The following is a 26,854-nucleotide window of genomic DNA, read 5'->3' as shown; positions in this document are numbered from 1 at the left end:
AGCCCAGTGGTGGCCGTGTTCATCTGGCTGACGTTGACCGCGTCGGTCGCGGCCACGCCGTTTGCCACATTGGTGATGACGTTGCCGCCCATGTTGACCGTGGTGCCCCCAACCACATTCAGGGTGCTCGTGGCGCCGCCGATGGTGGTGTTGCCGCTGAGCACCGTCGGGCCGGTGGCCGTCAGGCCGCCGGTCGTCACGCTGGTGAAGGTCGGCGTCATGCTGGTGGCGATCTGCACATTCGCGCCGGCCTGCGTGATGGCGATGTTGTTCCCCGCCGTGTAGGTGGCTGTGCCGCCCGGTGCAATGTTCTGCGTCGTGGTGCCAGTGACCGTGCCAGTGCCCGTCGCCGCCGTCGTCACGAAGATGCCCTTGTTGGCGGTGACGTTCACCGCATCGATGGCGCTGTTGGTGGCGAACAGCTGGCTGCCGTTGATGGCGTCCGTGCTGGTGCCGCTGATGCGGCCTGCCGCCACGTTGGTGATGGTGCGCTCGGCGCCCACGCTGCCCACGCTCACTGTGCTCGCCGGGTTCGTCCCTTGAAAGACATAGGGCACACCCGCAATGGTCACGCCGGACGTGCCCACGGGCGCTGCCGCCACGGAGCCCGAGCCCAGTGCCACGGCGCCCGCGTTGTTGGCGGTGTCCGCCTTCGTACCGATGGCCAGGCTGTTCAATCCCCAGGCAGTGGCGTCATTTCCGATGGCCGTCGATCCAGCGCTGATCGAATCGCTATCGGTTCCAATCGCGATGCTGTTTGCCCCCGTAGCGATGGAACCCGACCCCATGGCGGTGGAGCTATCGCCATAGGCGTGCGTATTGAATCCGTACGCGGTTGCGCGAAAGTTTTCGGCGGTGGATGAATCGCCGACGGCGGTGCTGACAAAGCCGGAAGCAGTCGAATTCGTGCCGATTGCCACCGCGTTGGGCCCTGAGGACTCGCTCAGCAGGCCCAACGCTACCGAATTGTCGCCGCTAGCGGTGGAGTTGAGGCCGATCGCCACCGCGGCTGGACGTGTCGCCGAGGCCACGGCGCCGATCGCGATCGCTCCGGCTCCTCCGGTCGCGCCGTCATTGTTGTAGTTGGCGCTCGGTGGCGTTCCGGCTGGATCGGTGATGTGGACGTAATGCGTCTTGGACCCGGCCACGGTGTTGTTGAGCTGGGTCAAGTTGACCGCGTCCGTGCCTGCCACGCCCGTCCCCACGTTGGTAATGACGTTGCCGCCCATGTTCACCGTGGTGGCCGGGTTCAGCGTCAGGCTGCCGCCAATGGTGGTGCCGCCAGTCAGCGTGGTGCCGCCGCTCAGCGTGGTCGTGCCGGTGGCAGTCAGGTTGCCCGTCGTCACGCTGGTGAAGGTGGGCGTCATGCTGGTGGCAATCTGCACATTCGCGCCGGCCTGCGTGATGGCGATGTTGTTGCCCGCCGTGTAGGTGGCCGTGCCGCCAGGTGCAATGTTCTGCGTCGTGGTGCCAGTGACCGTGCCCGTGCCCGTCGCCGCCGTCGTCACGAAGATGCCTTTGCTGGCGGTGGCGTTCACCGCATCGATGGCGCTGTTGGTGGCGAACAGTTGGCTGCCGTTGATGGCGTCCGTGCTGGTGCCGCTGATACGGCCTGCCGCCACGTTGGTGATGGTGCGCTCGACACCGCCGGCCCCCACGCTCACCGTGCTGAGCGGGTTCGTCCCTTGAAAGACGTAGGGCGTACCCGCAATGGTCACGCCGGTGGTTTTCGCGGTTGCAGCCGTCACCGAACCCGAGCCCAGCGCTACGTCGCCGGCACTCACGATCGCCGTGGCGCCGTTGCCGATCGCCACATTGCCCGGGATGCCGACGGCACCAGCGGTGGAACCGTTGCCCAGCGCCACGCTGCCTTGGCCGATCGCCGTGTTGGTGCTGCCGATCGCGACAGCGCCCTGCCCGGTTGCCGTATTGACGTTGCCCATGCCCACGGCACCTTGGCCAGTTACCGTGTTCTGGAAGCCGATACCAACCGCGCCCTGCGCTGCCGTGCCAGGCGTGCCGACGGCCTGCCCGCCACCGCCCACCAGGTTGTTGTTGCCCAAGGCGACGGTGCCGTCGCCGGTGGCTGTGTTGTCCAGACCGGTGGCGACGGCGCCGTTGCCGGTTGCGGTGTCGGGGTCGCCGATGGCGACCGCACCTGCGCCGGTGGCGACGTTGCCTACGCCGGTGGTGAAGTTGGCGGCACCGATGGAGACGGCTGAACCCACCCCCGCCACGCCGGTGGCGGTTGCGCCCAAGCCTATCGCCACATCTCCGTCCAGGTTCGCCGTTGCCGAATCACCAATCGCGACAGTACTCACGCCCAAAGCCCTTGAAGAAGGCCCCGCCGCAAACGAGCTATCACCCAAGGCGCGGCTATCAAACCCGAAAGCCGATGAAAGGCTCCCAAGGGCTCTTGAAGAAACACCAACCGCAACTCCGTCGTAGCCCCCGGCGACAGAGCCAGATCCCAAAGCAAGCGAGTTCTCGTTTGTGGCTTTGCCGCCTCCAACTGCAGTCGAGTTGTACCCGCTGGCGTGGGATTCAACACCTATGGCCGTAGCCTGCTCGTTAGTAGCGGTAGAGTTATAGCCGATTGCGTTCGCCTGGCGAGCACTTGCCGAGGTACCTGCCCCGGCGGCCAGAGAAAAGTCCCCTGTCGCACCGTCGTTGTCGTAGTTGCCGAGAGTCGTACCACCATCCTTGACGCTGTAGTAGTGCACCGACGAGGCGGCAACGATCGAACTGATCGCCTGATTCGATGCATCGAGCTGCGAGCCATTGATCGCATCGGTCGAAGACGAGCTGATGCGACCAGCCGCGACATTGGTGATGGTGCGCTCTCCGCCCGCAATGCCGGTGCCGATGCTGACCGTGCTGCCCGGGGTTGTGCCGGCAAACTTGTAGGGGGTGCCGTTGATAGTCGTGCCGGTGGTTGCGACAGCTGCGCCCTCCACCGAGCCCCGGCCGAGCGCAACACCGCCTCCGATGTTGGCCACCGCGCCTTGGCCCAAAGCTATCGAGCCTGCAGAACCGGTTGCCACGGCACCGTCTCCCATCGCAATATTTCCAATGCCGTCCGCGGTAGTAGAGATACCCACGGCAATCGCTCCCTTCTGCTGGGAAACAGCTTTCCACCCGAGAGCGACGGAACCCACACCATGTGAATTCGCCTCAAAACCTACTGCAAGGGCGCTAGTGTTATCCGCGACTGCACCGTTGCCAAAGGCTTGCGCATCTAGAGCATGTGCCCGCGCGTAATTGCCGATCGCCGTTGTGTTATTCGCAGTAGCCTCAGCAATATTTCCCACCGCAGTAGCACCCTGGCCAGTCGCAATTGATGCCGTACCAAGGGCGGTGGATTGATGGCCCCATGCATGGGTATTCTGACCGTATGCAGCGGCATTTACACCGTAGGCTAAAGCCTGCCATCCAACTGCGGTGGCGTTGGCTTCGGTAGCTTGGGCGGTCCATCCTATGGCGACATTGGCGCCTGCACCGGCCGCCCCACCCCCTTGCGCAGCTGCCCCGATCACCACGGAGCCACCGCCATATGAGATAGCGCATTCGCCAGCACTCCCGCCGATCACGATGGTTCCGGTGCTGTTGGCTGTCGCGCAACCGGCCGTAAGGTTGGCATACGCTGGCGACGAGAATGAACCAACCAACGCCATGAGCGCCGCGGTTGCAGTCAGCCCGCCCAACCCGCGGGACGAGATCCCAGCTCGCGCCTGCGAACTCTCGCTCTTCGCCACTTCACCACCGGCAGATTTCTTTCCGCATGCCCGCGCAGTTTCCGGCGCCGCGACGAATGCCCCCAGCGCTGCATTCCAGATCGAACGATATGTCTTGTTCATTCCATGCTCCCCTTGCTTAGTTCTTGCCGTTGATCGAAGCGCCGGCAAAGCCGAAAGTGGCTTGCCTCTGGCGTTGTTGCTGCTGCCCATTCGCCGCAAAGGCACGCGTGGTGCCTTTGCTGCCCAAAACTCGGTGCTCTTCTCTTGTCGTCATGCGGTCCTCTTCCCAATCCGTGCGAATCGATAGCTGAAAGGGCTTGAGGCCCCGTGAGGCAGCATCGGCAGCGGCGGCGGGGAACTTTTGGTGGCCCGAAGTGCTCTGCGTTGCGTGCGAAATGGATCGTGCCGATGGACCCCAGTGGCCGTGAGAATCGCGCGAGGTTTTGTCAGAATTGAGTTCACACGGGTACGGAAAAGCGGACTTAATGCGCACCTTTGGCCTAGTCGCCTTGTGAATCTGGGCGTTTGGATTCGCTGGCGAAAGGCTTCACGCGGGGCTCCAAGAACCTTCTCATTGCGCTCTGCCATCGGAGGCGCGCAACGCACCAGGGCGAGCGCGACCAAGAAGGGGAAGGGTTCGATAGCCCTGTTCGGCAAGGCCCTTGGGCGTAGCTACCCAGGCGCAGCCCTCCTCCGGACGAGTTCAGGCAAGACTGGTCCGCTACCGGTTGGCAATCGTCCAGCGTGGAATTTATTTGTCCAGAATTCCGCTCAATGCCTTCACCGCCTTCACGAGGGTTTCCGCATGCGCGTTCTCCTTCAGCTTGGCGAATTTGTCTGGCAAGGGTGTCATGGCCCACCACAGGCCGGTGCCATCGTTGACTTCAGAGCAAGGTATCCAAGCATTTGGGGCTTGCTGGCGGCGGATCTCGACCTTGTAGATCTCGCCATCAAACTTCAAGCCGCAGCACCTGATGAAGCGGGACGGAGAATTGATGTTGGATGGATCATCGGCAGCGGCATTGATGGAAACCAATGTCAACTCGCCGAACATCCTGGCCTGCTCTCTCACCTCTTCAAAAATCTCTTTGCCCCATTTTTTTCGGTACTTGACCTCTACAAGAAACTTCTGGTCTTGCTCTCGGTTCATTACCGTGAAGTCGGGCAGGTGGCTCATGGCGTCGGGGTAGCCGAGCCTGCCGTATTCAATTGAAGACAGGCAAGACAGCTCGCGTATGACCTTTTCAATGCCGGAATCTATGACCCGGTACCCGGCGTCTTCCAGAATCGCCTTCACGATTCCTTCGGTCATTTCTTTTTTTATTCTGCTGGAGAAGTCCATGCAAATCCGGCGTGGTTGGTCATCGATGCAGCCTGAGTTCAGTACCCGTTTTTCTTGGGACCGAAGGTGTGCTGCGGGCTAGCCTGTAGCCTTGCCCGCGAATGTGAATAAGCCGCCATTCACAGCCGCGAGAGACGCCAAGGTTGAGCTTGTCGCGTAGCCGCGCAATACAGGCGTTGAGCCATCGGCCCGATGGGCTGGGCGCGAGTCCGGCGGACATGGCCAGCAGATACTGGCGTGACAGCACCTTGTCGACGTTGTGGAAGAACTCCAGCGCAAGCTCGAATTCGAGCGGTGAAAGTCGGATCTCTTCTTCGTCCACCATGACGGATTTGGTGGACGGCTTGAAGCGGTAGCCGCCCCACTCGAGGCCGGGGCCGGTGGGGGCCAGTGCGTACCGCGCCATGCAGCCTTCTAGGCCAACGTAAACATCAGAGAACGACGAAGGCGCCGCAACCAGCAGGTCGATTTCGTTGCAACCCAGCGACTGGAGCGGCTTCAAAAGATTTTCACGCGTCAGAAAAAGCAGGGGCACGTCGGGCCCGACGGCGTTTCTTGCGCCGCTGATCCACGTAGCCAGATCGGCACGCTTTCGGGGCAGGCCGATGCACATGGCCGAGCAGCGGAGCGAGGCGGTAGGCAGGAACATCAGTTCCTGCAGGTCTTCGAAAATCAAGGGGGCGTGGCCGAACGCCCGGATGGTGCGGCGCATGTGTTCCCTGGTGCGAAACACGGGGTCGAGCACTCCCACGCGTTGGTGTGGCGGCTGCTTGCTGGCTGACATGGTGTGGACTCCTCTGGGCTGGCACCAAGCTCGCCGGTGGGCTTTTTGCAGCGCCACGCAGCGATGTAAGACTTAGTGCTGAAGATGGTGCCCACCGAGGGCGCGCGGCGTGGACGCCTTGCGAGAGTTGGCGAGAATTGAATTCGCGGACGCAGCGGTTCCGCGAATTTGTTCACGTCTGAGGCCGGCCCCGGGGGCACAGGGGCCAGCCTCAGGCCGCGGTAGCCAGGTCGATCGCAACTTCCAGCGCTTGGGGGACGGCCGCGCGACCCTCATGTACGCAAAGCTCCAGGCGATAGCCCTGGCCATAGACGGTATGCAGCCGAAGCCCGTTCTCAACGTTCAGGCGCAGCTTGGTGCGCAGCCGGTAGATCTGGCTGTCGAGCGCGCGGTTCGATGGCTCGCTGTCGCGCCCCACGCGCTCCAGCAGATGGGCGCGCGATACCGCCCTGCCAAGGTTGCGAAACAGCGCCAGCGCCATATGAAACTCGCTGTTGCTCAGCGACACCCATCGCGCGCGCTCGCCGGCCACGACGTGGAACTGCACGCTCGAGACACTGCGGTCGAACACCCAATCGCCGAATCGCTCCTGCGTGCCCTTGCCCGTGGATTGCGCTGGTGCCACAAGGCGGCGAATGCGCGCGGCCAGTTCGAGCGGGCGAAAAGGTTTGACGATGTAGTCGTCGGCGCCGGCGTCGAGCGCGCACACGGCGTCTCGCTCGGAGTTGCGCGCGCTCAGCATCACGACGGGAATGGTGCTTTCGCGCTGCCTGCGCAGCCAGGCCAGCAGTTGCAGACCATCGAGGTCGGGCACGTTCCAGTCGAGCACCAGCAGATCGAAGCTTTCGGTGCGCAGGGCGCTGCGCAAGGCTTCGCCGCTGTGGAACGGCACGCACGACACGGGCTCGTCGAGGTTGTTGAAGAGGCGGTTCTCGAGCATGTCGACCAGATGGTTCATCTGGGCCGGCTCGTCTTCAAGGACAGCAATGCGCATGATGGTGTGGGCCTGAAAGGGTTGGGGAATTGGCTTTTCTGTTCATTGCGCGCTGCGGGGCACGGCTTGCAGCCACGCCTCGAATTCGCGTTTCCAGAACCTGGCTCGCGCGGTGGTGCCGTGGCCCACGGTGTCGGCACTCGCGGGGATCAAGAGGGCGCTGCCCTTCTTGACGCGCTGGATCTCGCGCTGCAGCACGCCAAGGGCCGGCGGGTTGCGCTCGTCGTCGGCCGAGTTGATGGCCAGGAGCGCGGCTTCGATCTTCTCCAGGCCGGGCGAGGGGTTGTAGTCGCGCGAGGCCTCCCACTGGTAGAGGTGGTCGTTGGCGTCGCCGCGAAACGGCGCCTTCAGTCGCTGGTCGAGCACGGCATCGGCCTTTTCGCGCGAGGGCGCGAGCTTGAACAGGCCCTGGTCGCCTCCGTTGGTGCCAATGGCGAAGAAGACGGAGGCAAAGCGCAGGCTGGGCGGCTGCTCTGTGTACTGGCCGTTCTTCCAGGCGGGATCGCTGCGGATGGAATCGATGACCAGGCGGCGCATCATCCAGTTGCGGCCGGACATCTCGGTGGGCAGCGACGCCATGGGTGTGGCCGCATCCATGAAGCCGGGGTACTTCTGGGCCCAGATCCAGGTCTGCATGCCACCCATGGAGTTGCCCAGCACCAGCCGGAGGTGGCGGATGCCAAGGTGCTCGGTCAGCAGCCGGTACTGGGCCGCGACCATGTCGTTGTAGTTGTAGCGCGGAAAGGCGGTGCGCAGCCCATCGGAGGGCTTGGACGAGGCGCCGGTGCCGATGGCGTCGGGCAGGATGATGAAGTGCTTTGCCGCGTCCAGCGGTTGGCCGGGGCCGAAGAGCTCGCCGGCAAATTCAGGCGTCAGCAGGCTTGCGGCGGAACCGGTGGTGCCGTGCAGGATGAGCACGGGCTCACCGCCCGGATCGCCCACGGTGGTGTAGGCCAGGCGCAGCTCGGGCAGCGTCTCGCCGCTTTCGAAGCGGAAGTCCCGCGCCTCCCATTGGCTCTCTCGGGGCTTGGGAAAATCGGCGGCGTTGGCGCCCGGCGCAAGCAGGCATGGGAGCAGTAGGAGGCAGGCGCAACGCGCGAGCCCGGGCAACCAGGAGGTAATGGTTCTTTTCATGGGGGCGTTCTCCTGCTCGGTCAGCGATTGACCAGATTGGCGGGCGTTCTGAGCACCGCGAAGGCGCCGACTACCAACATGCCGGCCAGCACATACATGCCGGTCTGCGTGCTGTGCGTCGTGTCCTTCAGGTAGCCGATGAGATAGGGACTCACGAAGCCGGCGAGGTTGCCCACGGAGTTGATGGCGGCAATGCCCACCGCGGCGGCGGCGCCGGAGAGGAACGACGTGGGCAGCGACCAGAAGAGCGGCGCGCAGGTCAGCACGCCGGCCGCGGCCAGCGAGAGCGCGGCCACGGAGACGATGGTGTTGTGCGAGTAAGAGGCCGCAACGACGAACCCAGCCGCGCCAAACAGGGCCGGCACGATCAGGTGCCAGCGGCGTTCACGACGCGCGTCCGCGCTGCGGCCGACAAGGTTCATGGCCACGATCGCGCAGCCGAACGGAATTGCGCTGAAGAGCCCGATGTTGAGGTTGCCCGTGACGCCGGTGGACTTGATCAGCGTGGGCATCCAGAACGTGAGCCCGTACTGCCCCATCACAAAGCAGAAGTAGATAAGGCACATGAGCCACACGCGCTTGTCGCCAAAGATGGCGCCGATGGCGTGCTTGCTTTGCGTGCCCTTTTGGTCGGTGGCGATTTCGGATTCGAGCAGCTGCTTTTCGCCTTCGCTCAGCCACTTGGCACTGCGAATGCCGTTGTCCAGAAAGGCCAGCACCACAAGGCCCATCACCAGCGCCGGCACGGCCTCGATGATGAACATCCACTGCCAGCCGTGAAAGCCGCTGGCGCCATGGAAGAGATCCATGATCCAGCCGGACAGCGGATTGCCGAAGATGCCGGCCACGGGAATGGCTGACATGAACAGCGCAATGATCTTTGCGCGGCGCTGCGCCGGATACCAATACGTCAGGTAGAGGATGACGCCGGGGTAAAAGCCCGCCTCGGCAATGCCGAGCAAAAAGCGCATCACATAGAAGGTGGTGGGCGTCTGCACCCAGGCGAAGGCGGCCGACATGACACCCCAGGTGATCATGATCCGCGCGATCCAGACGCGCGCGCCAACGCGGTGCAGCAGCACGTTGCTCGGCACCTCGAACAGAAAGTAGCCAATGAAGAACAGGCCCGCGCCCAGGCCGAACACGGTTTCGCTGAAGCCCAGGTCCTGCGACATCTGCAGCTTGGCGAAGCCGACGTTCACGCGGTCGAGGTAGGCGACCACGTAGCAGAGCATGAGCAGCGGAACGATGCGCCAAAACACTTTTGAGTAAGTGCGGTCGGTTTCGGCGACGAGGCCGTCGCCCTCCCCGGCTGGCGTTGTCAATGAGACTGACGAGGTGTTCATGAGGTCTCCTGGTTATCTGGATCTACTTTGCTTTGTTTACGCTAACATCAACTTGTTTGCGCTAACAATCGCCATCTTCGTAGATTGTTTGCGCAAACAATCTAGGGGAAACCCTGCAAATAGACGTCTTTTGGATTACACGGACCGATGAGCCCACCGCTATGCTTGGCTTGCGCGGAGCCAGAGGCGAAAGAACAAGAAAGCAGCAGACAAATGAACGAGCAACCCGAAACCATGCCCTCCATCACCCTGGAGGAAGTTGCGCGCCTGGCGGGCGTCAGTGGCATGACCGTTTCGCGGGTGCTGCACGACCACGCCAACGTCTCCGACCAGACCCGCGCCAAGGTGCAGGCCGCCATTGCCACCCTGGGATATGTGCCTAACCGGCTGGCGGGCGCGCTGGCGACGGCGAAGAGCCGGCTCATTGCGGTAATCGTCCCGTCGCTGAGCAACATCGTTTTTCCGGAGGTGCTGCGGGGCGCCAACGAGCGCTTTGGAGCGGCGGGCTACCAGGCGGTCATCGGTGTCTCGGACTACGACCTTGCCAAGGAAGAAGAGGTCATTGCGGCCATGCAGTCGTGGCGGCCCTCGGGCTGGATCCTTGCGGGCCTCGAACACACGCCGCGCGCGCGGCAGATCCTGCGCGAGGTGCGCAGTCCGGTGGTGGAACTGATGGACATCGACGGAGAGTCGATCGACATGGCGGTGGGCTTTTCGAACCGGGACGCGGGCCGCGAGACGGGGCGGTACCTTGCCGACATGGGGCGGCAACGAATCGGCTACGTGGGGGGCGACCTCAGCCGCGACTTGCGCGCCGCCAAGCGCAAGGAAGGCTTCGAGCAAGGCCTTGCGGAACGCGGGCTCAAGCTGCAGAGCGAATTCACGGCTCCCCGGTCGTCGTCGCTCCTGCTGGGCCGTGCGGGCCTTGCGCAGCTGCTCCAGTCTCATCCAGACCTGGACGCCGTCTATTTCTCGAACGACGACATGGCCGTGGGTGGGCTGATGCACTGCATGGCCACGGGCATCGACGTTCCCGGCCGACTGGCGCTGGCAGGATTCAACGGACTGGAAATCGGCGAAGCCCTGCCGCTGCGGCTGACGACGGTCAAGTCACCGCGCCATCGCATCGGCGAATTGGCCGCTGAACAAATCCTCGCAAGACTTGCCGGCCAAACGCCGCCGCTCAGGCAGAACGTGGGCTACGAGTTCATTGCCGGGCAGACGACGTGACTTCAAGGGCTTGCCCGCGTGAGAGCGCGCCGCCGCGGCAATGTGAACTAATGCCTATCCGACCAGTCCTTTTTGCATTCAAATCTGACGAACTCTCGCTAGATTCTCTCGCCATTTAAGACTTCCAAGCAGGATCAGAGCTCAAGCCCGGTGGATGCCCACCGGTCCGCTTGATCGACCCATTCTGATCGGAGGTCCTTGATGAGAAACAACGTGTTGAAAGCCTGGTGCGCCGAGTTCGCACAGCTTGGCGCCGTGCTGAGCGCATTGATTCATCGAGCGCTGCTCGCTGAAGACGAGGTGCGGCTGTTCAGTTCGCCGGATCATCTCTGAGAGAGGTAGCGATGCGAATTGCGATACTGGACAACGACGACGACGAGTTTGCCTTGATCGAGAGCATTCTTCGACCTCTGGGGCATGACTGCCGAAGCTTCATCAGGGGCAGCGCGTTGCAACGCGAGTTGCTGCGAGAAACCTTCGATCTCGTGGTGCTGGACTGGCACTTGCCGGACACCACGGGACCGGATGTTGCGCGATGGGCGCGCATGACGTTGAAAGACCGCGTACCGATTCTCCTGAAGGCCCAAGGTCATGAAGAGGAGTACATCGTGGATGGTTTGGCCGCCGGCGCGGACGACATCATCGTGAGCCCGATCCGGGCGGGCGAACTCGCAGCTCGCGTGCGCGCCCTGATACGGCGGGCCTACGCAGAGGAGCCCGATGACCAGACCTGGGGCCGCTATCACTTTCTGCCCGCGCGCCAACTCCTGGAGATGGATGGTGCGCCGGTGGTTCTGACGCAGAAGCAATTCAACCTCGCCCTCCTCCTGTTCCGAAACATGGGGCGCGTGCTCTCGCGGCGGTATTTGCTGGAGTCCGTCTGGGGCATCAGCAGCGCCACGGATACCGAACAGGTGTCGCGCTCCCTGGACACGCACATCTCGCGGGTGCGCACGGCGCTCCGGCTGCGGCCGGAGACGGGCTACCGGCTGGCCGCCATCTACGGCCAGGGCTATTGCTTCGAGGCCGTCAGCGCCGATGCGAGCAGTCTTGCCTGAAGGATGGCGGCCGCACCCTCACCCGAGCCCTCTCCCGCAAGCGGGAGAGGAGTCGAAACCGCGCAGACGTCTAGCGGGCGTCGCTGCGCACGGTGTAGCCGCTCGCCCGCCAGGTGTTGTCCTCATCGAGCCGGAACGAGACCAGCTCTCGCACGGTCTTGGTTCCCCCGACCAACGATTCGAACTCGACGCTGCTGTACATACCTGCCGGAATGGACGCCGTACCTTGCGCTTGCTGGCGCGAGACCGTGACCCAGTAGCGAACACCCGGCGTTCCCAAAGACTGGCGCGAGCGCGCGGTCGCCTCCGTGAAGTCTTTGCGCGAGACGCGCTGCTTGACCGCGGCGGACATGCCATCCCACACCGACGCGGCACGCCCCTCGTCGATTTGCTGGACAGTGGCTTGCGCGGCTTTCACCAGCGCCCCGGGGTCCACGTCTTGAGCGGAAGCCGCGGTGCAGTAGGTGGCAAGCGTCAATAGGCAGGCGGCAATAGGTCTGATTTTCATGAGGGGACTCCTTTGCAGCCAATACTGCCGTCCCCTCCCCTTGCGCGGGAGAGTTTTGCGAGAATTTGTCAGATTTAAGGGCAACCGGTCCCCAAAATTGGGGACTAATGCGCACTTGCGACGCCGTTATTTCTGAATGTCGCCCAGGCAGAGGTACTTGATCTCGACGTAGTCGTCCATGCCGTGGTGCGAACCCTCGCGGCCAAGCCCCGACTGCTTCACGCCGCCGAAGGGCACGTGCTCGGTGGCGATCACGCCGGCATTGATGCCGACCATGCCGTATTCCAGCGCCTCGGCCACGCGAAAGATGCGGCCCACGTCGCGGGTATAGAAATAGCTGGCCAGCCCGAACTCGGTGTTGTTGGCCGCATCGATGGCGTCCTGCTCGGACTTGAAGCGGAACACGGGTGCGAAGGGGCCGAAGGTTTCTTCGCGCGCGCAGAGCATGTCAGGCGTGGCCTCGGCGATCACGGTGGGTTCGAAGAACTGGCCGCCTATCTTGCGCCCACCCGCCAGCACTTTGCCGCCCTTGGCGACGGCGTCGTCGACGTGGCGCTGCACCTTGTCGATGGCCGCGTCCTCGATCAGCGGACCTTGCATCACGCCATCTTCAAAGCCGTTGCCGACCTTGAGCGCCTTGACCTTGGCCGCGAATTTTTCGACGAAGCTGTCGTAGATGCCGTCTTGCACATATAGCCGGTTCGCGCACACGCAGGTCTGGCCGGCGTTGCGGTATTTGCTGGCCATGGCGCCTTCGACCGCCGAATCGACATCGGCATCGTCGAACACCAGGAAGGGCGCGTTGCCGCCGAGTTCGAGCGACAGCTTCTTGACCGTCGGCGCGCACTGGCTCATGAGGATGCGGCCGACTTCGGTGGAGCCCGTGAAGCTCAGGTGGCGCACGACGTCGCTCTCGCACAGTTCCTTGCCGATGGCAATGCTGTTCTGGCTGTCGGCCGTGAGCACGTTGAGCACGCCGGGCGGAATGCCCGCGCGCACCGCCAGTTCGGCCGCGGCCAGCGCGGTGAGCGGCGTGAGTTCTGCCGGCTTGATGACGACCGTGCAGCCCGCAGCCAAGGCCGGCGCGACCTTGCGCGTGATCATTGCCAGCGGAAAATTCCATGGCGTGATGGCCGCGCACACGCCGATGGCCTGCTTCATCACCAGGAGGCGCCGGTTGTTGTCGAACTGCGGCAGCACCTCGCCGTTCACGCGCTTGGCTTCTTCGGCAAACCACTCGATGAAGCTCGCGCCGTAGGCCACCTCGCCCTTGGCCTCGGCAAAGGGCTTGCCCTGCTCGGCGGTCATCAGGCGGCCCAGGTCTTCGGAGTTCGCGATCAGCAAGTCGAACCACTTGCGCAAGACGATGCTGCGCTCCTTGCCGGTCTTGCCGCGCCAGGCCGCGAGCGCCTTGTTGGCGGCGGCAATCGCCAAGGCCGCGTCCGCGCGCGAGAGGTTGGCGACGTCGGCCAGCTTTTGGCCGGTGGCCGGGTCGTTCACGTCGAAGCGGCTCGCGCCCTTGATCCATTCGCCGGCCACCAGTGCATCGGTCTTGAGCAGGGTCGGGTCGTTCAGCAATGCGAGGGGGGATGAGTTCGTATTCATGATGTTCTGTCGTCTCGGGAAAATCAGACTGGCCGCGGGCCAGCCGCTTGCATCAGCGGTAGGGCACGCCGGGCAGCACGCAAAGCATCTCGTAGAGAAGATTGGCGCCCAGCAGCGCGGTGTTCCCGCTGGGGTCGTACGGCGGGCTGACTTCCACCAGGTCGGCGCCCACCACGTTCAAGCCGCGGCAGCCGCGCACGATCTCCAGTGCCTGCGGCACGGTGAGGCCGCCGATCTCGGGCGTGCCCGTGCCGCCGGCAAACGAGGGGTCGATGCCGTCGATGTCGAAGCTGATGTAGACAGGATGCGTCGGGCCGATGCGCTCGCGCACCTGCGCCATGAGCGGGGCCAGCGACTGGTACCAGACCTCGTGGGCCTGCACCACGGTAAAGCCTTGCTCGCGCGGCCAATCGAAATCGTCGGCGGCATAGCCGGTGCCGCGCAGGCCGATCTGCCAGACCTTGTCACAGGCGAGCAGGCCCTCTTCGACGGCGCGGCGGAACGGCGTGCCGTGAGCGATGCGTTCGCCGAACATGTCGTCGTTCACGTCCGCATGCGCGTCGACATGCACCAATGCCACCGGGCCGTGCTTGCGTGCCAGCGCGCGCAGGATGGGCAGCGCGATGGTGTGGTCGCCGCCCAGCGTGAGCGGTGCGCAGCCGGCGGCCAGCACCGTGTCGTAGAAGGCCGAGATGATATCGACCGACTTCTCGAGCGAATAGGTATTGATGGGCACGTCGCCCAGGTCGGCCACGTTGAGCCGATCGAACGGCGCCGCGCCGGTGGCCATGTTGTAGGGCCGCAGCAATGCCGACTCGGCGCGTATCTGGCGCGGCCCGAAACGCGCGCCCGGCCGGTTGGAGGTGCCGATGTCCAGCGGCACACCGATGAAGGCCGCATCCAGCCCCTCGGCAGACGTTGCAACGGGAAGCCGCATCATCGTGCCCGGGCCGGCAAAGCGCGGCATGGAGTTGCCGCCGAGCGGCTGGTTCGGTGTGTTAGGAGGCATGGCGCAGGGGGTTCAGCGACGCCGGCCGCGCAGCCATTCGAGCGCGAGCAGCAGCGCAGTGGTGAAGATGATGAGCAGGGTCGCCACGGCGGCGATGGTCGGTGAGATGTTCTCGCGAATGCCGGTGAACATCTGGCGCGGCAGCGTGACCTGGTCGGGCCCCGCGAGGAACAGCGTAACCACCACTTCGTCGAACGACGTGGCAAAGGCGAACAGCGCACCCGAGATCACGCCCGGCGCAATCACCGGCAGCGTGATGCGCATGAATGTTCTGAAAGGTGTCTCGCCCAGGCTCAGCGATGCGCGCACCAGGTTGTGGTTGAAGCCGGCCAGGGTGGCGAGCACGGTGGTCAGCACAAAAGGTGCGCCCAGCGCGGCATGCACCACGATCAGACCGAAGTAGGTGTCGGCCAGGCCGATGGGTGCGAAGTAGAGGTAAGTGGCTACGCCCACCACCACAATGGGCACCACCATCGGCGAGATCAGTACGCTCATGAGCAAGCCCTTGAACGCGAAGTTCGTGCGCGACAGTCCCACCGCAGCGAGCGTACCCAGCACGGTGGCCAGCACCGTGGCGGCCGGCGCGACGATGAAGCTGTTGCGCGCCGCGCGCGCCCACTCGGGCGACTCGAACAGGTTGCGATACCACTTGAGCGACCAGCCCGGGATCGGATATGCCAGAAACGAACTGTCCGAGAAAGACAGCGGAATGACCACGAGGATCGGCGCCAGCAGAAACGCCAGCACCGCGACGCAGCCGACGCGCACCAGCCACCAGCCGAGCTTGTCGGCAAAGGTGGCATAGGCAGGGAATTGGGGAAGCTTCAGCATGCTTTTCTTTCTTCCTTGCCGCTCAGCCGAGGCTCAGCTCGGCCTTGCCGATGCGGCGGTACACGGCATACAGCAACAGCGTGGCGACCAGCAGCACGGCGCCCAGCGCACAGGCCATGCCCCAGTTGATTTCCACATTGGTGTAGCGCGCGATGTAATAGCTCAGCATCTGGTCGTCCGCACCGCCGAGCAGTGCCGGCGTCACGTAGTAGCCGATGGCCAGGATGAACACCAGCAGCGCACCGGCGCCGATGCCCGGATAGGTCTGCGGCACGTACACGCGGAAGAAGGCCGCCAGCGGCGAGCTGCCGAGCGAGACGGCCGCGCGCAGATAGGTGGGCGGCACGCTCTTCATGACGCTGTAGAGCGGCAGGATCATGAACGGCAGCAGGATGTGCACCATCGCGATGATCACGCCGGTGCGGTTGAATAGCAGCGCCAGCGGATGGTCGATGAGGCCGATGCCCATGAGCCCGCGATTCACCAGGCCTTCGGACTGCAGCAGCACGATCCACGCCGCCACGCGCACCAGGATAGAAGTCCAGAACGGCACCAGCACCAGGATCATCAGCACGTTGGCCTTGCGCGCGGGCAGCGTCGACAGCCACCACGCCAGCGGATAGGCCAGCAGCAGGCAGAAGAAGGTGACCACGGCGCTGATGTTGAAGGTGCGCAGCAAGATGCCGGCAAAGGCACGCTGGTCGGCGGGCATGCGCTCCACCTCGCCCGCCACGTCACGCCGCAGGTCGACCGAGGCGAGCAGATAGTCGGGCGTCCAGCGGGATCCGTTCTTGGCAATGGCCTGCCAGTACGGCACCTCGCCCCAGCGCGGATCGATCTCCAGCATGCGGGTCTTGATCTCTTCCGGCGTGCCGGCAATCGGCAGCGCCCGGAAGGTGCCCATCACGAGCGAGCGGGCGCCCGCGATCTCTGTATTGAGGCGGCGCGCCAAGGCGCCCGCATCGGAACTGTCGGGCAGATGGCCAAGGTCGCCCGCCATCGCGGCATAGGCCGCAGGCGCGGGCGCCTCCTTGCGGTCCCAGCCGTCGAGCGCACGCACGGTGCGCGGCAGCGCATTGGCCACCTCGGGGTTTTCGACCGCGCGCTGCAGCAGCGCCACGATGGGCACCAGCAGCGTCAGCAGCAGGAAGAGCAGCAGCGGCAGCGTGAGCGCAAAGGCGCGCCATTTGCGGCGCGACTCGGCGCGCGCCAGCGCACGCCTAAGCTCGCCGGGTGGCGCCTCTGCCGAGGCCAGGGGGACAGACATTGCCGCGTGCATGGCCTCTTCCTCTTGCGTGCTTACTGCGTGGCCCAGGATGCGAAGCGCTTCTCGAGCGCCTCGCCCTGGTCAGCCCAGAAGGCGACGTTGAACTGCAGCGCATCCTTGGCGTTGGCCGCCGAGGTCGGCAGATCGGCCAGCACCTTGGGGCTGAGCGCAGCCAGGGCCTTGGTGTTGGTCGGGCCGTAGGCGATGTTCTGCGCGTAGACCGTCTGGTTGGCAGGCTGCATTGCAAACTGGATGTACTTCAACGAAGCCTCCTTGTTCGGTGCGCCCTTCGGAATCACGAGGTAGTCGAGGTCATAGATGCCGCCCGGCCAGTAGATCTTGAGGTCGCGGCCTTCGCGGTTGGCCGCGTCGATGCGGCCGTTGTACACGGTGGTCAGCACCACGTCGCCAGCGACCAGGAACTGCGGCGGCTGGGCGCCGGCTTCCCACCACTGGATGTTGGGCTTGAGTTCGGTGAGCTTCTTGAACGCGCGGTCGGCGCCTTCCTTGGTGCCCAGCACCTTGTACACATCGGCCGGCTTCACGCCGTCGGCCATGAGCGCGAACTCGAGGTTGTAGCGCGCGCCCTTGCGCATGCCGCGCTTGCCCGGGATCTTCTTCACGTCCCAGAAGTCGGCCCAGCTGGTGGGTGCGGTCTTGAGCTTCTCGCCGTTGTAGGCCATGACGGTCGACCACACGAACAGGCCGACGCCGCAATCGGTGACCGCGGCCGGCAGGAAGTCGGCCTTGTTGCCGATCTTCGAATAGTCGAGCTTCTCGAACAGGCCTTCGTCGCAGCCGCGCGCCGCGTCGGGCGATTCAACCTCGACCACGTCCCAGGTCACCTTCTTGGTCTCGACCATGGCCTTGATCTTGGCCTGCTCACCGTTGTATTCGACCGGAATGATCTTGGTGCCGGTCTTCTCGTAGGGCTCGTAGTAGGCCTTCTTCTGCGCGTTGGCGTTAGCGCCACCAAAGTTGACCACGGTGAGCTGCTGCTGCGCAAAAGCAGGCAGTGCGAAGCTGGCCGCGACGGTGCAGGCAAGGAGAGTCTTTTTCATGGCGGGTATCTTCCTGGGTGATGAACGGAAACGAGAAACGGGACTGGGTTCAGAGCGCATACATGCGCGCATGCGCAACGGGAAATTCGAGTGCCACCGATTCGCCGGCCTGCGGCGTTGCAATGCCACCCACGCCGGTCAGCGGCAGCTTCACGGTGGCCTCGGCCTGGCCGCCGCCCACGCTGCAGAGCAGCCGCAGGTGATCGCCGAAGTAGATGACGCGTGCCACTATGGCGTCGAGCATGTTGGCGCCCTGCGCATCGGACTTGCGGTGCAGCACCACGCGCTCGGGGCGGATGCAGGCTTCGACGGCCGTGCCCGCGGCGGCGCCGCTGACGTTGAGCCCCTGCAGCACGCGGCCGTCGGGCAGCTTCATCTCGGCCTGCTCGCCGCCGCGGCTCAGCTGGCCCTTGAGCACGGTGTTGTCGCCGACGAAGCCCGCCACGAAACGGTTGGACGGCGTCTCGTAGAGCCGGCCGACCGTGTCCAGCTGCTGGATCACGCCTTCGTTGAACACCGCCACGCGGTCGCTCATGGTGAGCGCCTCGCCCTGGTCGTGCGTCACGTAGACGAAGGTCACGCCCAGTTGGCGGTGCAGGTCCTTGAGCTCGATCTGCATGTGCTCGCGCAGCTGCTTGTCGAGCGCGCCGAGCGGCTCGTCCATCAGCACCAGCTGCGGCTCAAACACCAGTGCGCGCGCCAGCGCCACGCGCTGCTGCTGGCCGCCCGAAAGCTGGCCGGGCAGGCGGTCGGTCATGCCGCGCAGCTGCACCATGTCGAGCGCGCGCTGCACGCGGCGCTGCTGCTCGTCCTTGGACACTTTGCGCACGGTGAGCGGATAGGCCACGTTCTGGCCCACGCTCAGGTGCGGGAACAGCGCGTAGTTCTGGAACACCATGCCGAAGTGGCGCTTGTGCGGCGGCGTGCCGGTGATCGGCTTGCCGTCGAGCAATATCTCGCCGGAGGTTGGCGACTCGAAGCCGGCCAGCATCATCAGCGTAGTGGTCTTGCCCGAGCCCGAAGGGCCGAGCAAGCTCAGGAACTCGCCGCGGTGGATGTCCAGGTCGAGCTGGCGCACCACCAGGTGCTCGCCGTCGTAGGTTTTCTGGACGCGCTGGAAGCGCACCAAGGGTTCTGCTGTCATGGAGGAGCTCAAGAAATTGGACCGATCAGCGCAGCGCGGCGAAGCTGTCCGCGAGAAGCGCCAGGCCTTCGTCCACAAGCAAGTCGGATGCCGTCAGCGGCACCAGCACGCGAATTACATTGCCGTAGGTGCCGCATGACAGCAGGATTAACCCGCGCCGCGCGGCTTCCGCCACCACCTTTTTTGTCAGCGCGGCATCGGGCCGGGCGGTGTCGCCATCTTCGAACAGCTCGATGGCCACCATGGCGCCGAGCCCGCGCACGTCGCCAATGGCGGGATCGGTTGCCGCGATGCGGCGCAGGCCGGCCGTGAGCCGTTCGCCCAGCGCCCGGCTGCGTGCCAGCAATTGCTCGTCGTCGAACACCTTGAGCACCGCCAGCGCCGCGGCGCAGCCGATCGGGCTGCCGGCATAGGTGCCGCCCAGGCCGCCGGGCGCGGGAGCATCCATCACCTCAGCGCGGCCCACCACGCCGGAAATAGGGAAGCCGCCCGCCATCGACTTGGCGGTGGTGATCAGATCGGGCGCCACCGGCCATTGCTCGCTGGCGAACCAGGTGCCGGTGCGGCCGGCGCCGGTCTGCACTTCGTCGGCAATGATGAGGATGCCGTGGCGGTCCGCCAGCGCGCGCAGGCCTTCGACAAAATCGTTGGGCGCGACGTAGAAACCGCCCTCCCCCTGCACCGGCTCCAGGATGAAGGCCGCCACGCGTTCGGGCTCGATATCGTTCTTGAACAAGAGCTCGACCGAAGCCAAGGCGTCGTCCACGCTCACGCCGTGCAGCGCATTCGGGTAGAGCGCATGGAACACCTCGCCCGGGAACGGACCGAAGCCGACCTTGTAGGGTGCGACCTTGCCGGTCAGGCCCAGGGTCATCATCGTGCGGCCGTGGTAACCGCCCGTAAAGGCAATGACGCCCGGCCGGCGCGTGTAAGCGCGGGCAATCTTCACCGCGTTTTCGACCGCCTCGGCGCCGGTGCTCAGGAAGATCGATTTCTTGGCGAATTCGCCTGGCGCCAGCGCATTCAGGCGTTCGGCCAGTTCCACGTAGGGTTCGTAGGCCAGCACCTGGAAGCAGGTGTGCGAGTACAGATCGACTTGCGCCTTGACCGCGGCGCTGATCTCCGGATGGCAGTGGCCGGTGTTGAGCACCGCAATGCCGCCGGCAAAGTCGATGTAGCGGCGCCCTTCGACATCCCAGACCTCGGCATTGGCGGCGCGGCTGACGAAAATTTCATGGGCCTGGCCCACACCGCGTGCCACTGCCGCGCTGCGGCGGGCCATGAGGGCGGCGTTGCTGAGATGGGGTTCGCGCTGCATGGATTCGACCTGTGCCTGAATGAAGAAGCAGGCACTTTAGGTTTCAGGTCCGACTGCAGCCATGTACAAGGGATGCGATGATTTTGAGGACTGTGCTGGTCTTGTATCCTGTACATACTTTCCTCAATATGGTGCAGATCGGCCTGCCGGGATTCTCGCGATGCTCATTCTTCACCCCGAACAGCCGACTCCGCTCGTGAGTCAGATCGTGGAGGGACTGCGCGGGCTGATTGGCGCCCAAAAACTCCGGCCCGACAGCAAACTGCCTTCCATTCGGGCCTTTGCCGCGGCCCATGGCGTCAGCGTCTTCACGGTGGTGGAGGCTTACGACCGGCTGGTGGCGCAGGGCCTTTTGGTGTCGCGGGCCAACGCGGGCTTCTTCGTCAAGCGGCGAAGCGACGACAGCCCCGCCGGCAGCGGGTCCACGGCACCCCAGCCAGACCCGCGCTTCGATGCGCGCTGGTACCTCAGGCAAATCTTCGAGAACCGCAACCTGCCGCTCAAGCCGGGCTGCGGTTGGCTGCCGCATGACTGGCTGTTTGAAGACGGCATGCGCCGCAGCCTCCGCAGCCTTGCCGCGGGCGGCACCGACATCGGCGGCTACGGCCTGCCCTTCGGGCACATGGCGCTGCGCATGGCGGTGGCCGATTCGCTCGTCGAACGGCAGATCGCGGTCGAGGCGGGCCAGGTGTTGCTTACCCAGGGATCGAGCCAGGCGCTCGACCTGGTGGCGCGCCAGTTGCTGAAACCGGGCGACGAGGTGCTGGTGGACGATCCCGGCTACCCCAACCTGATGTTCATGCTGCGCTTTCTCGGCGTGCACATCATTGGTGTGCCGCGCACGCCCACCGGGTACGACCTGCCCGCGCTGGAGGCGCTGCTGGCGCTGCACCGGCCCAAAGCCTTTTTCACGCAGCCCCGGCTGCAAAGCCCCACCTGCTCGCTGGCGTCGATGCCGCAGCTCGTGCGCCTGCTCCAGCTTGCGCAGGAGCACCAATTTGCGCTGGTCGAGAACGACATTTATGCCGACATGGACGCTTCGTCGCGGCCCTCGCTGGCAAGCCTCAGCCAGCTGCGCCAGGTGGTCTACGTAGGAAGCTTCTCCAAGACCATCTCACCGAACCTGCGGGTCGGCTATGTGGTGGCGCAGCCCGAACTGATGGAAGACCTGGCCCAGCTGAAGATGGTGTCGGGGCTTACCTCTTCGGACATCACCGAACGGCTGGTGTTCGGCGCCGTGACCGACGGGCGCTGGCGCAAGCACCTGAAGTCTCTGCGCGAGCGGCTCGCGCAAGCGCATTCGAACGTGGCAAGGCGATTGGAAGCCCAGGGCTTCGAGATTTTTCATGAGCCCGCGGCGGGCCTGTACCTGTGGGCGCGCCATCCGGACATCACCGATGCCGCGGACTTGTCGCGGCTTGCGGCCATGGAGGGCATCATGCTCGGCCCGGGGCAGTTGTTTTTGGTGATCCCGCGCCCCACGGGGTGGCTGCGCTTCAACGTGGCGTTCAGCGAAGACGAGCGCCTTTGGCAGTTCCTTGCACGCAGCATCGAGGAGCGCAAAGGGGAGTGAGTGAGGAGCGAGGCAGGGCTCGAATGCGAGCCCGAAAAGACAAAAGGGTTAGCAGACGTTAATCTGCTAACCCTTGTCGGAACTGGCGGAGTGGACGACAGCACACCTCACATCCACGCACGTCCAAGTCCATCCAGCAAGTACGAGACTCCCAGTACTGGCGCCGCTTTCCAACGCCCACCAATCCACAGTTGTCCACGCGTGTTCATCCCAGTACAATTAAAAATGTGGGTAGGAATGTGGGTAAATGACGCGACGCAGTGTATTAACGGACAGCACAGTTCGGAGCAAAAACAAGCAGCCAGGCTACTACTTGGACGGCAATGGTTTGTACCTCCAGGTGAGCAAAGCCGGCTCTCGCTCCTGGATTTTTAGGTACACACTGCACGGCAAGTCCCGCGAAATGGGATTGGGGTCACTGGACACGTTTGGCCTGGCTCAGGCGCGGGAACGTGCCCAGCGCGCCCGGCAACTCTTGGCCGACGGCATCGATCCCGTCGACAAGCGCGACGAGGAGCGTAAGACGATCGCCGCGCATCGAACTGCAGAACTTGCTCGCCAAAAGACCTTTGCGGACTGCGCCCACGAGTACCACGAAGCGAGCGCGGGCGAGTGGAAGAACGCCAAGCACGCTGCGCAATGGATCAACACGCTCACGCAGTATGCGTTTCCGAAATTCGGCCGAATGCCCGTGGGCGAGGTCGGCAAGGCGCAGATCGTGTCGACCCTCGCACCACTTTGGAAAACCAAGGCGGAAACCGCCAGCCGCCTTTTTCAGCGGATTCGAACTGTCATCAACTTCGCAGCCGCGCGGGACTACACCAGCGGGAAGGACGCCGAGTTTTGGGAGCAGGTCAAGATGGCGCTGGGGCCCAACGAGCGCGCCCGCAAAGTGGAACACCACAACTCCTGCCCCTACCCTCTCGTGGGTTCGGTGCTCAAGGAAGTTGCGGCCGGTCCGTCTTCGGCGATCGTGAAGCTGGCGCTCGAATTCACAGTGCTCACAGCGGCTCGCTCGGGCGAAACACGAGGGGCGTTGTGGTCCGAGATCGATCGGGATGGAAGCTGCTGGAATATCCCCGAGGAGCGGATGAAGGCGGGGCGTCGGCACAGCGTTCCTCTGTCTGCTCGCGCCGCGCAAATCTTGGTTGAAGCGAAACAGCTGCGCGATACGGGAATCGTCACGTCCGAGTTGGGCTTGATCTTCCCCAACACGCGGGGCCTTCCGTTGAGCGACATGGTATTCACGCAGCTCCTGCGTCGCATGAGGCTGGAGTACACCATGCACGGCTTTCGGGCGAGTTTCCGGACCTGGGGCAGCGAGCAGACTCGGTACGAGCACGAGATGCTCGAGTTCGCGTTGGCCCACACGGTGGGAGATCAGACGGTGCGCGCCTATATGCGCACCGACATGCTCGAAAAGCGCCGGCAGTTGATGGAGGATTGGTCCGCGTTTGTGACCCTGAATTCCAGTGGCGTCCTCTCCAGAATTGCTGAAAAAACAGGCGAAACCGGGCCTACCGACCACGAAAATACGCCAGAAACCGGCGAAAACGCACCACAAAGCGCTAGGAAAGCCGCGCTCCTGATGCAAAACTAGAGGCACGCGCCCTCGCAGCAAACGCTCTGTACGCTGCTCGCAGAACCGGTCTGGCCGGTCTCATTCTCCCCACCTTCCTCCATCGCGGCTGATTCTCAGCCGGTGGGCGCGCGCGTGGAATTTCCCCGAAAGGCTCACACACATGTCGAATCATCGGCAGGGCAACGCTCGCCCGAAATTTGCGCTTGGCCGCATCTATGCCACCCCTGGTGCGCTCAAGCTGTTGGAGCGATGGCAGCAAGGCGCTCACCAATTCCTCGCTCGACACGAACGGGGCGACTGGGGTCTTGTGCATCCGGACGACGCTGCGGCCAATGAGTACGCCATCGGCCAAGGGCTGCGGATCATTTCCAGCTATATGGTCGGCGCCCCGGAACCCGGGCGTGAAAAGGACGTGCTCTGGATCATCACAGAAGCCGATCGCTCAGCGACCACTCTGCTGCTGCCGGGGGAATACTGAAATGCCGCGCCACACCTCAGCCGTCAGGCACTATCTCCGCAGCGCCCTGGCTGCCAACACGCTGAAAGCGTATGCCAGGGACCTGGAACGCTTCAAAGCCTCCGGTGGGCAGATTCCCGCCCGCCCCGAACAGGTCGCTCGCTATCTTGCGACGGCTGCCGCTGATCTCAAGCCGAGCACACTGGCCAGGCAAGCGGCCGCGATCTCATACGCCCACGAGCAGCGCGGTCTTGCGTCGCCGACCACCTCCGCCATCGTCCGCCGGACGCTTCAAGGCATACGACGCGCCAAAGGCGTCGCCCAGAAGCAGGCCACGCCACTCACGCCGACGTTGGTCGCGCAGCTCGTCAGGCCTTTGCGGTGTTTGTCGGAGGCGCAAAACCAGCGTGATGCGGCGCTCTTCCTCGTCGCATTTGCGGGTGGGTTTCGGCGCTCCGAGATCGCTTCGCTTTGCGTCAGCGACATCTCGTTCATGCGGCAAGGCGTCCTCATCCGGCTCCGGCGCAGCAAGACCGATCCCTATCAGCGCGGTCGCTCGGTCGCAATTCCTCAGGCGCGCGCCCCGCAGCGATGTCCTGTGCGCGCCCTTCGCAGATGGCTCGCCATGCTCGCCGCGCTTCGGAACCTCGATGTCGATCCGGCGGATGCTGCATCGCCGCTCTTTTGTCGCATCGACAAGCACGGGAACGCAGGCGGGGCGCTCAACGGCGCATCGGTGGGCTGGCTTTTGCGCAAGCGCTTGACCCTTCACGGACTGTCGACAGAGGGGTACACGGCGCATAGCTTTCGGGCTGGTCTGGTCACCAGCGCCGCCAAGGCTGGCGTTCCAGTATGGGCCATTCAGCGCCAGACGGGCCATCGTTCAGAAAGCACGGTGCATCGCTACATCCGTGGTCTGAACGCGTTCGAGTGCAATGCGCTTGCTCCTGTGCTCTGAGAACGGGGTCAGGCATGAACAAGCAGGAAATCTCGCGCCGCAGAGAACATGTTCCGTCAATCGATCCCATGGATCGGATCCTCAACGCGGCCGATCTCAATTGGGCCATTCTCAAAACGCCGGTCGTGTTCAGCCCCGGGTCAGCTGAAGCCGCGCATCCAACAGAAGTTGGCGAGCGGTCCGTGCTCTACCGCAGCGACAACCACCAGAAGCTTGCCATCGTTCCTTCCAGCCATCAACTATGGCAGCCACGTGAGGTTCTCGATTTCTACCTTAGCCTTTCCGCGTTCTACGGCCTGGCCATTGAAAGCGTGGGCCATGTCCAAGGAGGACGCAAATTGTGGGGGCTGCTCAACACCGGCTACGGAGCCGCGCTTTCGGGCACTTGCCGTGCCACGATGTACCTGCTGCTCAGCACGCGCTGCGACAGTCCCTTGGCCGCGCAAGCGAGCGCGGTGTGCCTGCTCGACCCCGGCGGATTTATGGTCCCCGCGGCGCCCGGCAAGTCGATGACGGCCCGCATCGCGCGCTCCTTCGAATTCCTGACACCCTCGGATCTGGCCGAGATCGGCGAGTTGATGCGCGAATGCATCACATTTCCAAGCATCCTTGAGGGGCTCTCCGGGCGCGTGGTATCGGACAACGAGATCAAGAGAGCAACGGCAGCGGCATTCGGCTCGCGACGAGGGGATCCCGAAGTCCCCGGCGCCAAGGCGTTTCGAGCGGTCGTTAACGTGCTGAATCAGCAGCGCTGCGAAACCACCGCCCTCGACCTGCTGTATGCCCTTTCATCGCTGAGCGATGCGAGGGATCGGAAGCGACTGCCTCACGATTTTCGGAACGCCGCATGGTTTGGATCCGGGTTCAAGCGCAAACAGCTCGCGGTCCAGGCGCTCGCCCGGATGCTCGGAGCGGGCTCAAACTAACGATACCTGCGCATGTCGACTATCTCGACGCGTCCGGCATCACGTCGAGAAGGTGATCCGGCGCACCGACCACACACGAAGGCGTGACCACTGCAACGGTGAACGCGGACCCATCGGGGCGGTTCAATGTGTGCTGTCCAGTCTGCTGGCCAACGACACCGATCCGGCCTTTCTCCATGAGAGCTCCTTCGCGGAAAAGCCGAGAACTCTTGTCGATTGCGACCACCGCCAAGTGGTCATCGACGCGGACCAGGAAATGCTGGCCTTTGATCTGCTGGATGACCGCATCGAAGTAGCCAACGCCCTGCGGCGCTCGGTAGGCGACCCTGCTGATTTCAATCGCCTGAAGTTCGTGCCGATCCAGCCCGCGACCGACCATCCACTGCGCACAGTTCTTGGGCTGGATGGTGCCGCTCTTCAAACCCGCAAGCAGTGATTGCCTGCGGGCCTCGTAGTCCTCCGACTCCTGACGGGCCTGCGTCTTCTGCACTCGTTCGGCGTCTACACGTCGAAACTCCCGCGCCTCGGCTGCCTTTACCCGATTTCTCTCATCGTCCTCCAGCACCGCGGTGCACTTGGCGACCATCTCCATCCAGCCACTCCCTTGCATTTTTGCCGGTATCAACGGGTTGGCCGCAGCCTGGCACCACGATTCCGAACCCATGGTGGTGCCGGAGACGCGCTTGCGCTCTCTTGCCTCCTTCACCAACGCCTCCAGGTTTTGCACCGAGTCCAGTCCGCCCGCTGCGCCGATGCCTGCCGCCGCTTGTGCTCCACCACCTTGCTGGCTCTGCATCAGGCGAAACAGCTGGTTCAACCCCTTCTCCAGATCCTGGGACTGCGCCGACACGCCCGCAGCGCACAGCGTCAGCGCTGCGCCAACACAGGCCTGCATCCAAGTTCGCACCGTTCTCCCCACGTCGTTCTCCTCGTCAAATGGCATTCCCAGATATTACAACCTTACAGTTGTTTCATAAACCAATAGGTTTA

General features: G+C 64.0%; 24 protein-coding genes and 1 pseudogene. 8 read left to right on the top strand and 17 right to left on the bottom strand.

The features are described from left to right. The 8 genes and pseudogenes from J2X92_RS29620 to J2X92_RS24290 form a co-directional block, all read right to left on the bottom strand. A partial coding sequence (locus J2X92_RS29620) for a beta strand repeat-containing protein (protein ID WP_444875720.1) occupies positions 1-2,270 on the bottom strand: 2,270 nt, incomplete at its 3' end. A gap of 15 nt (positions 2,271-2,285) precedes the next feature. Then, positions 2,286-3,857 (bottom strand): annotated as a pseudogene (locus tag J2X92_RS29615) (ESPR-type extended signal peptide-containing protein); the annotation flags it as partial. 16 nt (positions 3,858-3,873) lie between these two features. After that, positions 3,874-4,011 (bottom strand): hypothetical protein, encoded by a 138-nt coding sequence (locus J2X92_RS29580; protein ID WP_373424876.1) that lies wholly within the window; start codon positions 4,009-4,011, stop codon positions 3,874-3,876. A 477-nt stretch (positions 4,012-4,488) separates the two neighbouring features. After that, complete coding sequence (locus J2X92_RS24310; RefSeq protein ID WP_307579542.1) at positions 4,489-5,079, bottom strand: hypothetical protein; 591 nt, start codon at positions 5,077-5,079, stop codon at positions 4,489-4,491. A 19-nt stretch (positions 5,080-5,098) separates the two neighbouring features. Continuing rightward, positions 5,099-5,863 (bottom strand): winged helix-turn-helix domain-containing protein, encoded by a 765-nt coding sequence (locus J2X92_RS24305; RefSeq protein ID WP_307579540.1) that lies wholly within the window; start codon positions 5,861-5,863, stop codon positions 5,099-5,101. A gap of 211 nt (positions 5,864-6,074) precedes the next feature. Further along, positions 6,075-6,857, bottom strand: coding sequence for a response regulator transcription factor (locus J2X92_RS24300; RefSeq protein ID WP_307579538.1), 783 nt, complete (start codon positions 6,855-6,857; stop codon positions 6,075-6,077). A gap of 42 nt (positions 6,858-6,899) precedes the next feature. Beyond that, the gene (locus J2X92_RS24295) at positions 6,900-7,991 is read right to left on the bottom strand and encodes an alpha/beta fold hydrolase (protein WP_307579536.1); all 1,092 of its coding nucleotides are present in this window, start codon (positions 7,989-7,991) and stop codon (positions 6,900-6,902) included. 20 nt (positions 7,992-8,011) lie between these two features. Further along, entirely contained in the window at positions 8,012-9,337 is a 1,326-nt protein-coding gene (locus J2X92_RS24290; protein ID WP_307579534.1) for an MFS transporter, read from the bottom strand. A gap of 213 nt (positions 9,338-9,550) precedes the next feature. Between J2X92_RS24290 and J2X92_RS24285 the strand changes: the two genes are divergently transcribed. The 3 genes from J2X92_RS24285 to J2X92_RS24275 all read left to right on the top strand — a co-directional run bounded on the left by J2X92_RS24285 (position 9,551) and on the right by J2X92_RS24275 (position 11,625). After that, positions 9,551-10,567: a LacI family DNA-binding transcriptional regulator gene (locus J2X92_RS24285; protein ID WP_307579532.1), complete on the top strand. Its 1,017-nt coding sequence runs from the start codon at positions 9,551-9,553 to the stop codon at positions 10,565-10,567. 201 nt (positions 10,568-10,768) lie between these two features. Continuing rightward, positions 10,769-10,900 (top strand): hypothetical protein, encoded by a 132-nt coding sequence (locus J2X92_RS24280; protein WP_307579530.1) that lies wholly within the window; start codon positions 10,769-10,771, stop codon positions 10,898-10,900. Between the two features lie 11 nt (positions 10,901-10,911). Next, a complete protein-coding gene (locus tag J2X92_RS24275; protein ID WP_307579528.1) occupies positions 10,912-11,625 on the top strand; it encodes a response regulator transcription factor in 714 nt (237 codons plus the stop codon). Between the two features lie 70 nt (positions 11,626-11,695). Here J2X92_RS24275 and J2X92_RS24270 read toward each other — a convergent pair whose 3' ends face one another. The 8 genes from J2X92_RS24270 to gabT form a co-directional block, all read right to left on the bottom strand. Then, on the bottom strand, positions 11,696-12,133 hold the full coding sequence (locus J2X92_RS24270) for a DUF4019 domain-containing protein (RefSeq protein ID WP_307579526.1): 438 nt from the start codon (positions 12,131-12,133) through the stop codon (positions 11,696-11,698). Positions 12,134-12,259: 126 nt separating this feature from the next. After that, the gene (locus J2X92_RS24265; RefSeq protein WP_307579524.1) at positions 12,260-13,738 is read right to left on the bottom strand and encodes an NAD-dependent succinate-semialdehyde dehydrogenase; all 1,479 of its coding nucleotides are present in this window, start codon (positions 13,736-13,738) and stop codon (positions 12,260-12,262) included. Positions 13,739-13,790: 52 nt separating this feature from the next. Next, on the bottom strand, positions 13,791-14,747 hold the full coding sequence (speB, locus tag J2X92_RS24260; protein WP_307579522.1) for an agmatinase: 957 nt from the start codon (positions 14,745-14,747) through the stop codon (positions 13,791-13,793). Between the two features lie 12 nt (positions 14,748-14,759). Continuing rightward, positions 14,760-15,578 carry an ABC transporter permease gene (locus J2X92_RS24255; protein ID WP_307579520.1) on the bottom strand — a complete coding sequence of 273 codons (819 nt, stop codon included), beginning with the start codon at positions 15,576-15,578 and terminating at the stop codon, positions 14,760-14,762. A gap of 22 nt (positions 15,579-15,600) precedes the next feature. Beyond that, complete coding sequence (locus J2X92_RS24250) at positions 15,601-16,857, bottom strand: ABC transporter permease (RefSeq protein WP_370878337.1); 1,257 nt, start codon at positions 16,855-16,857, stop codon at positions 15,601-15,603. 20 nt (positions 16,858-16,877) lie between these two features. Beyond that, a complete protein-coding gene (locus J2X92_RS24245; protein ID WP_093015687.1) occupies positions 16,878-17,906 on the bottom strand; it encodes an ABC transporter substrate-binding protein in 1,029 nt (342 codons plus the stop codon). A 49-nt stretch (positions 17,907-17,955) separates the two neighbouring features. Continuing rightward, positions 17,956-19,050 carry an ABC transporter ATP-binding protein gene (locus tag J2X92_RS24240; RefSeq protein WP_307579516.1) on the bottom strand — a complete coding sequence of 365 codons (1,095 nt, stop codon included), beginning with the start codon at positions 19,048-19,050 and terminating at the stop codon, positions 17,956-17,958. A gap of 25 nt (positions 19,051-19,075) precedes the next feature. Next, a complete protein-coding gene (gene gabT / locus J2X92_RS24235) occupies positions 19,076-20,368 on the bottom strand; it encodes a 4-aminobutyrate--2-oxoglutarate transaminase (protein ID WP_307579514.1) in 1,293 nt (430 codons plus the stop codon). Positions 20,369-20,528: 160 nt separating this feature from the next. Between gabT and J2X92_RS24230 the strand changes: the two genes are divergently transcribed. The 5 genes from J2X92_RS24230 to J2X92_RS24210 all read left to right on the top strand — a co-directional run bounded on the left by J2X92_RS24230 (position 20,529) and on the right by J2X92_RS24210 (position 25,864). Continuing rightward, positions 20,529-21,941: an aminotransferase-like domain-containing protein gene (locus tag J2X92_RS24230; RefSeq protein WP_307579512.1), complete on the top strand. Its 1,413-nt coding sequence runs from the start codon at positions 20,529-20,531 to the stop codon at positions 21,939-21,941. 247 nt (positions 21,942-22,188) lie between these two features. Next, positions 22,189-23,541: a tyrosine-type recombinase/integrase gene (locus J2X92_RS24225; RefSeq protein ID WP_307579510.1), complete on the top strand. Its 1,353-nt coding sequence runs from the start codon at positions 22,189-22,191 to the stop codon at positions 23,539-23,541. Positions 23,542-23,683: 142 nt separating this feature from the next. Continuing rightward, entirely contained in the window at positions 23,684-24,001 is a 318-nt protein-coding gene (locus tag J2X92_RS24220) for a hypothetical protein (RefSeq protein WP_307579508.1), read from the top strand. A gap of 1 nt (position 24,002) precedes the next feature. Then, entirely contained in the window at positions 24,003-24,938 is a 936-nt protein-coding gene (locus J2X92_RS24215) for a tyrosine-type recombinase/integrase (RefSeq protein ID WP_307579507.1), read from the top strand. A 14-nt stretch (positions 24,939-24,952) separates the two neighbouring features. Next, on the top strand, positions 24,953-25,864 hold the full coding sequence (locus J2X92_RS24210; protein ID WP_307579505.1) for a DUF932 domain-containing protein: 912 nt from the start codon (positions 24,953-24,955) through the stop codon (positions 25,862-25,864). Positions 25,865-25,883: 19 nt separating this feature from the next. Here J2X92_RS24210 and J2X92_RS24205 read toward each other — a convergent pair whose 3' ends face one another. Beyond that, positions 25,884-26,807 carry a hypothetical protein gene (locus tag J2X92_RS24205; RefSeq protein ID WP_307579503.1) on the bottom strand — a complete coding sequence of 308 codons (924 nt, stop codon included), beginning with the start codon at positions 26,805-26,807 and terminating at the stop codon, positions 25,884-25,886. Positions 26,808-26,854: the final 47 nt, after the last annotated feature.

Origin of the sequence: Variovorax paradoxus (genome assembly GCF_030811855.1) — a bacterium.
GTDB classification, from domain to species: domain Bacteria; phylum Pseudomonadota; class Gammaproteobacteria; order Burkholderiales; family Burkholderiaceae_C; genus Variovorax; species Variovorax paradoxus_L.
Note: the sequence above shows the minus strand (reverse complement) of the source record. Positions and strands in the feature narration are given on the sequence as shown.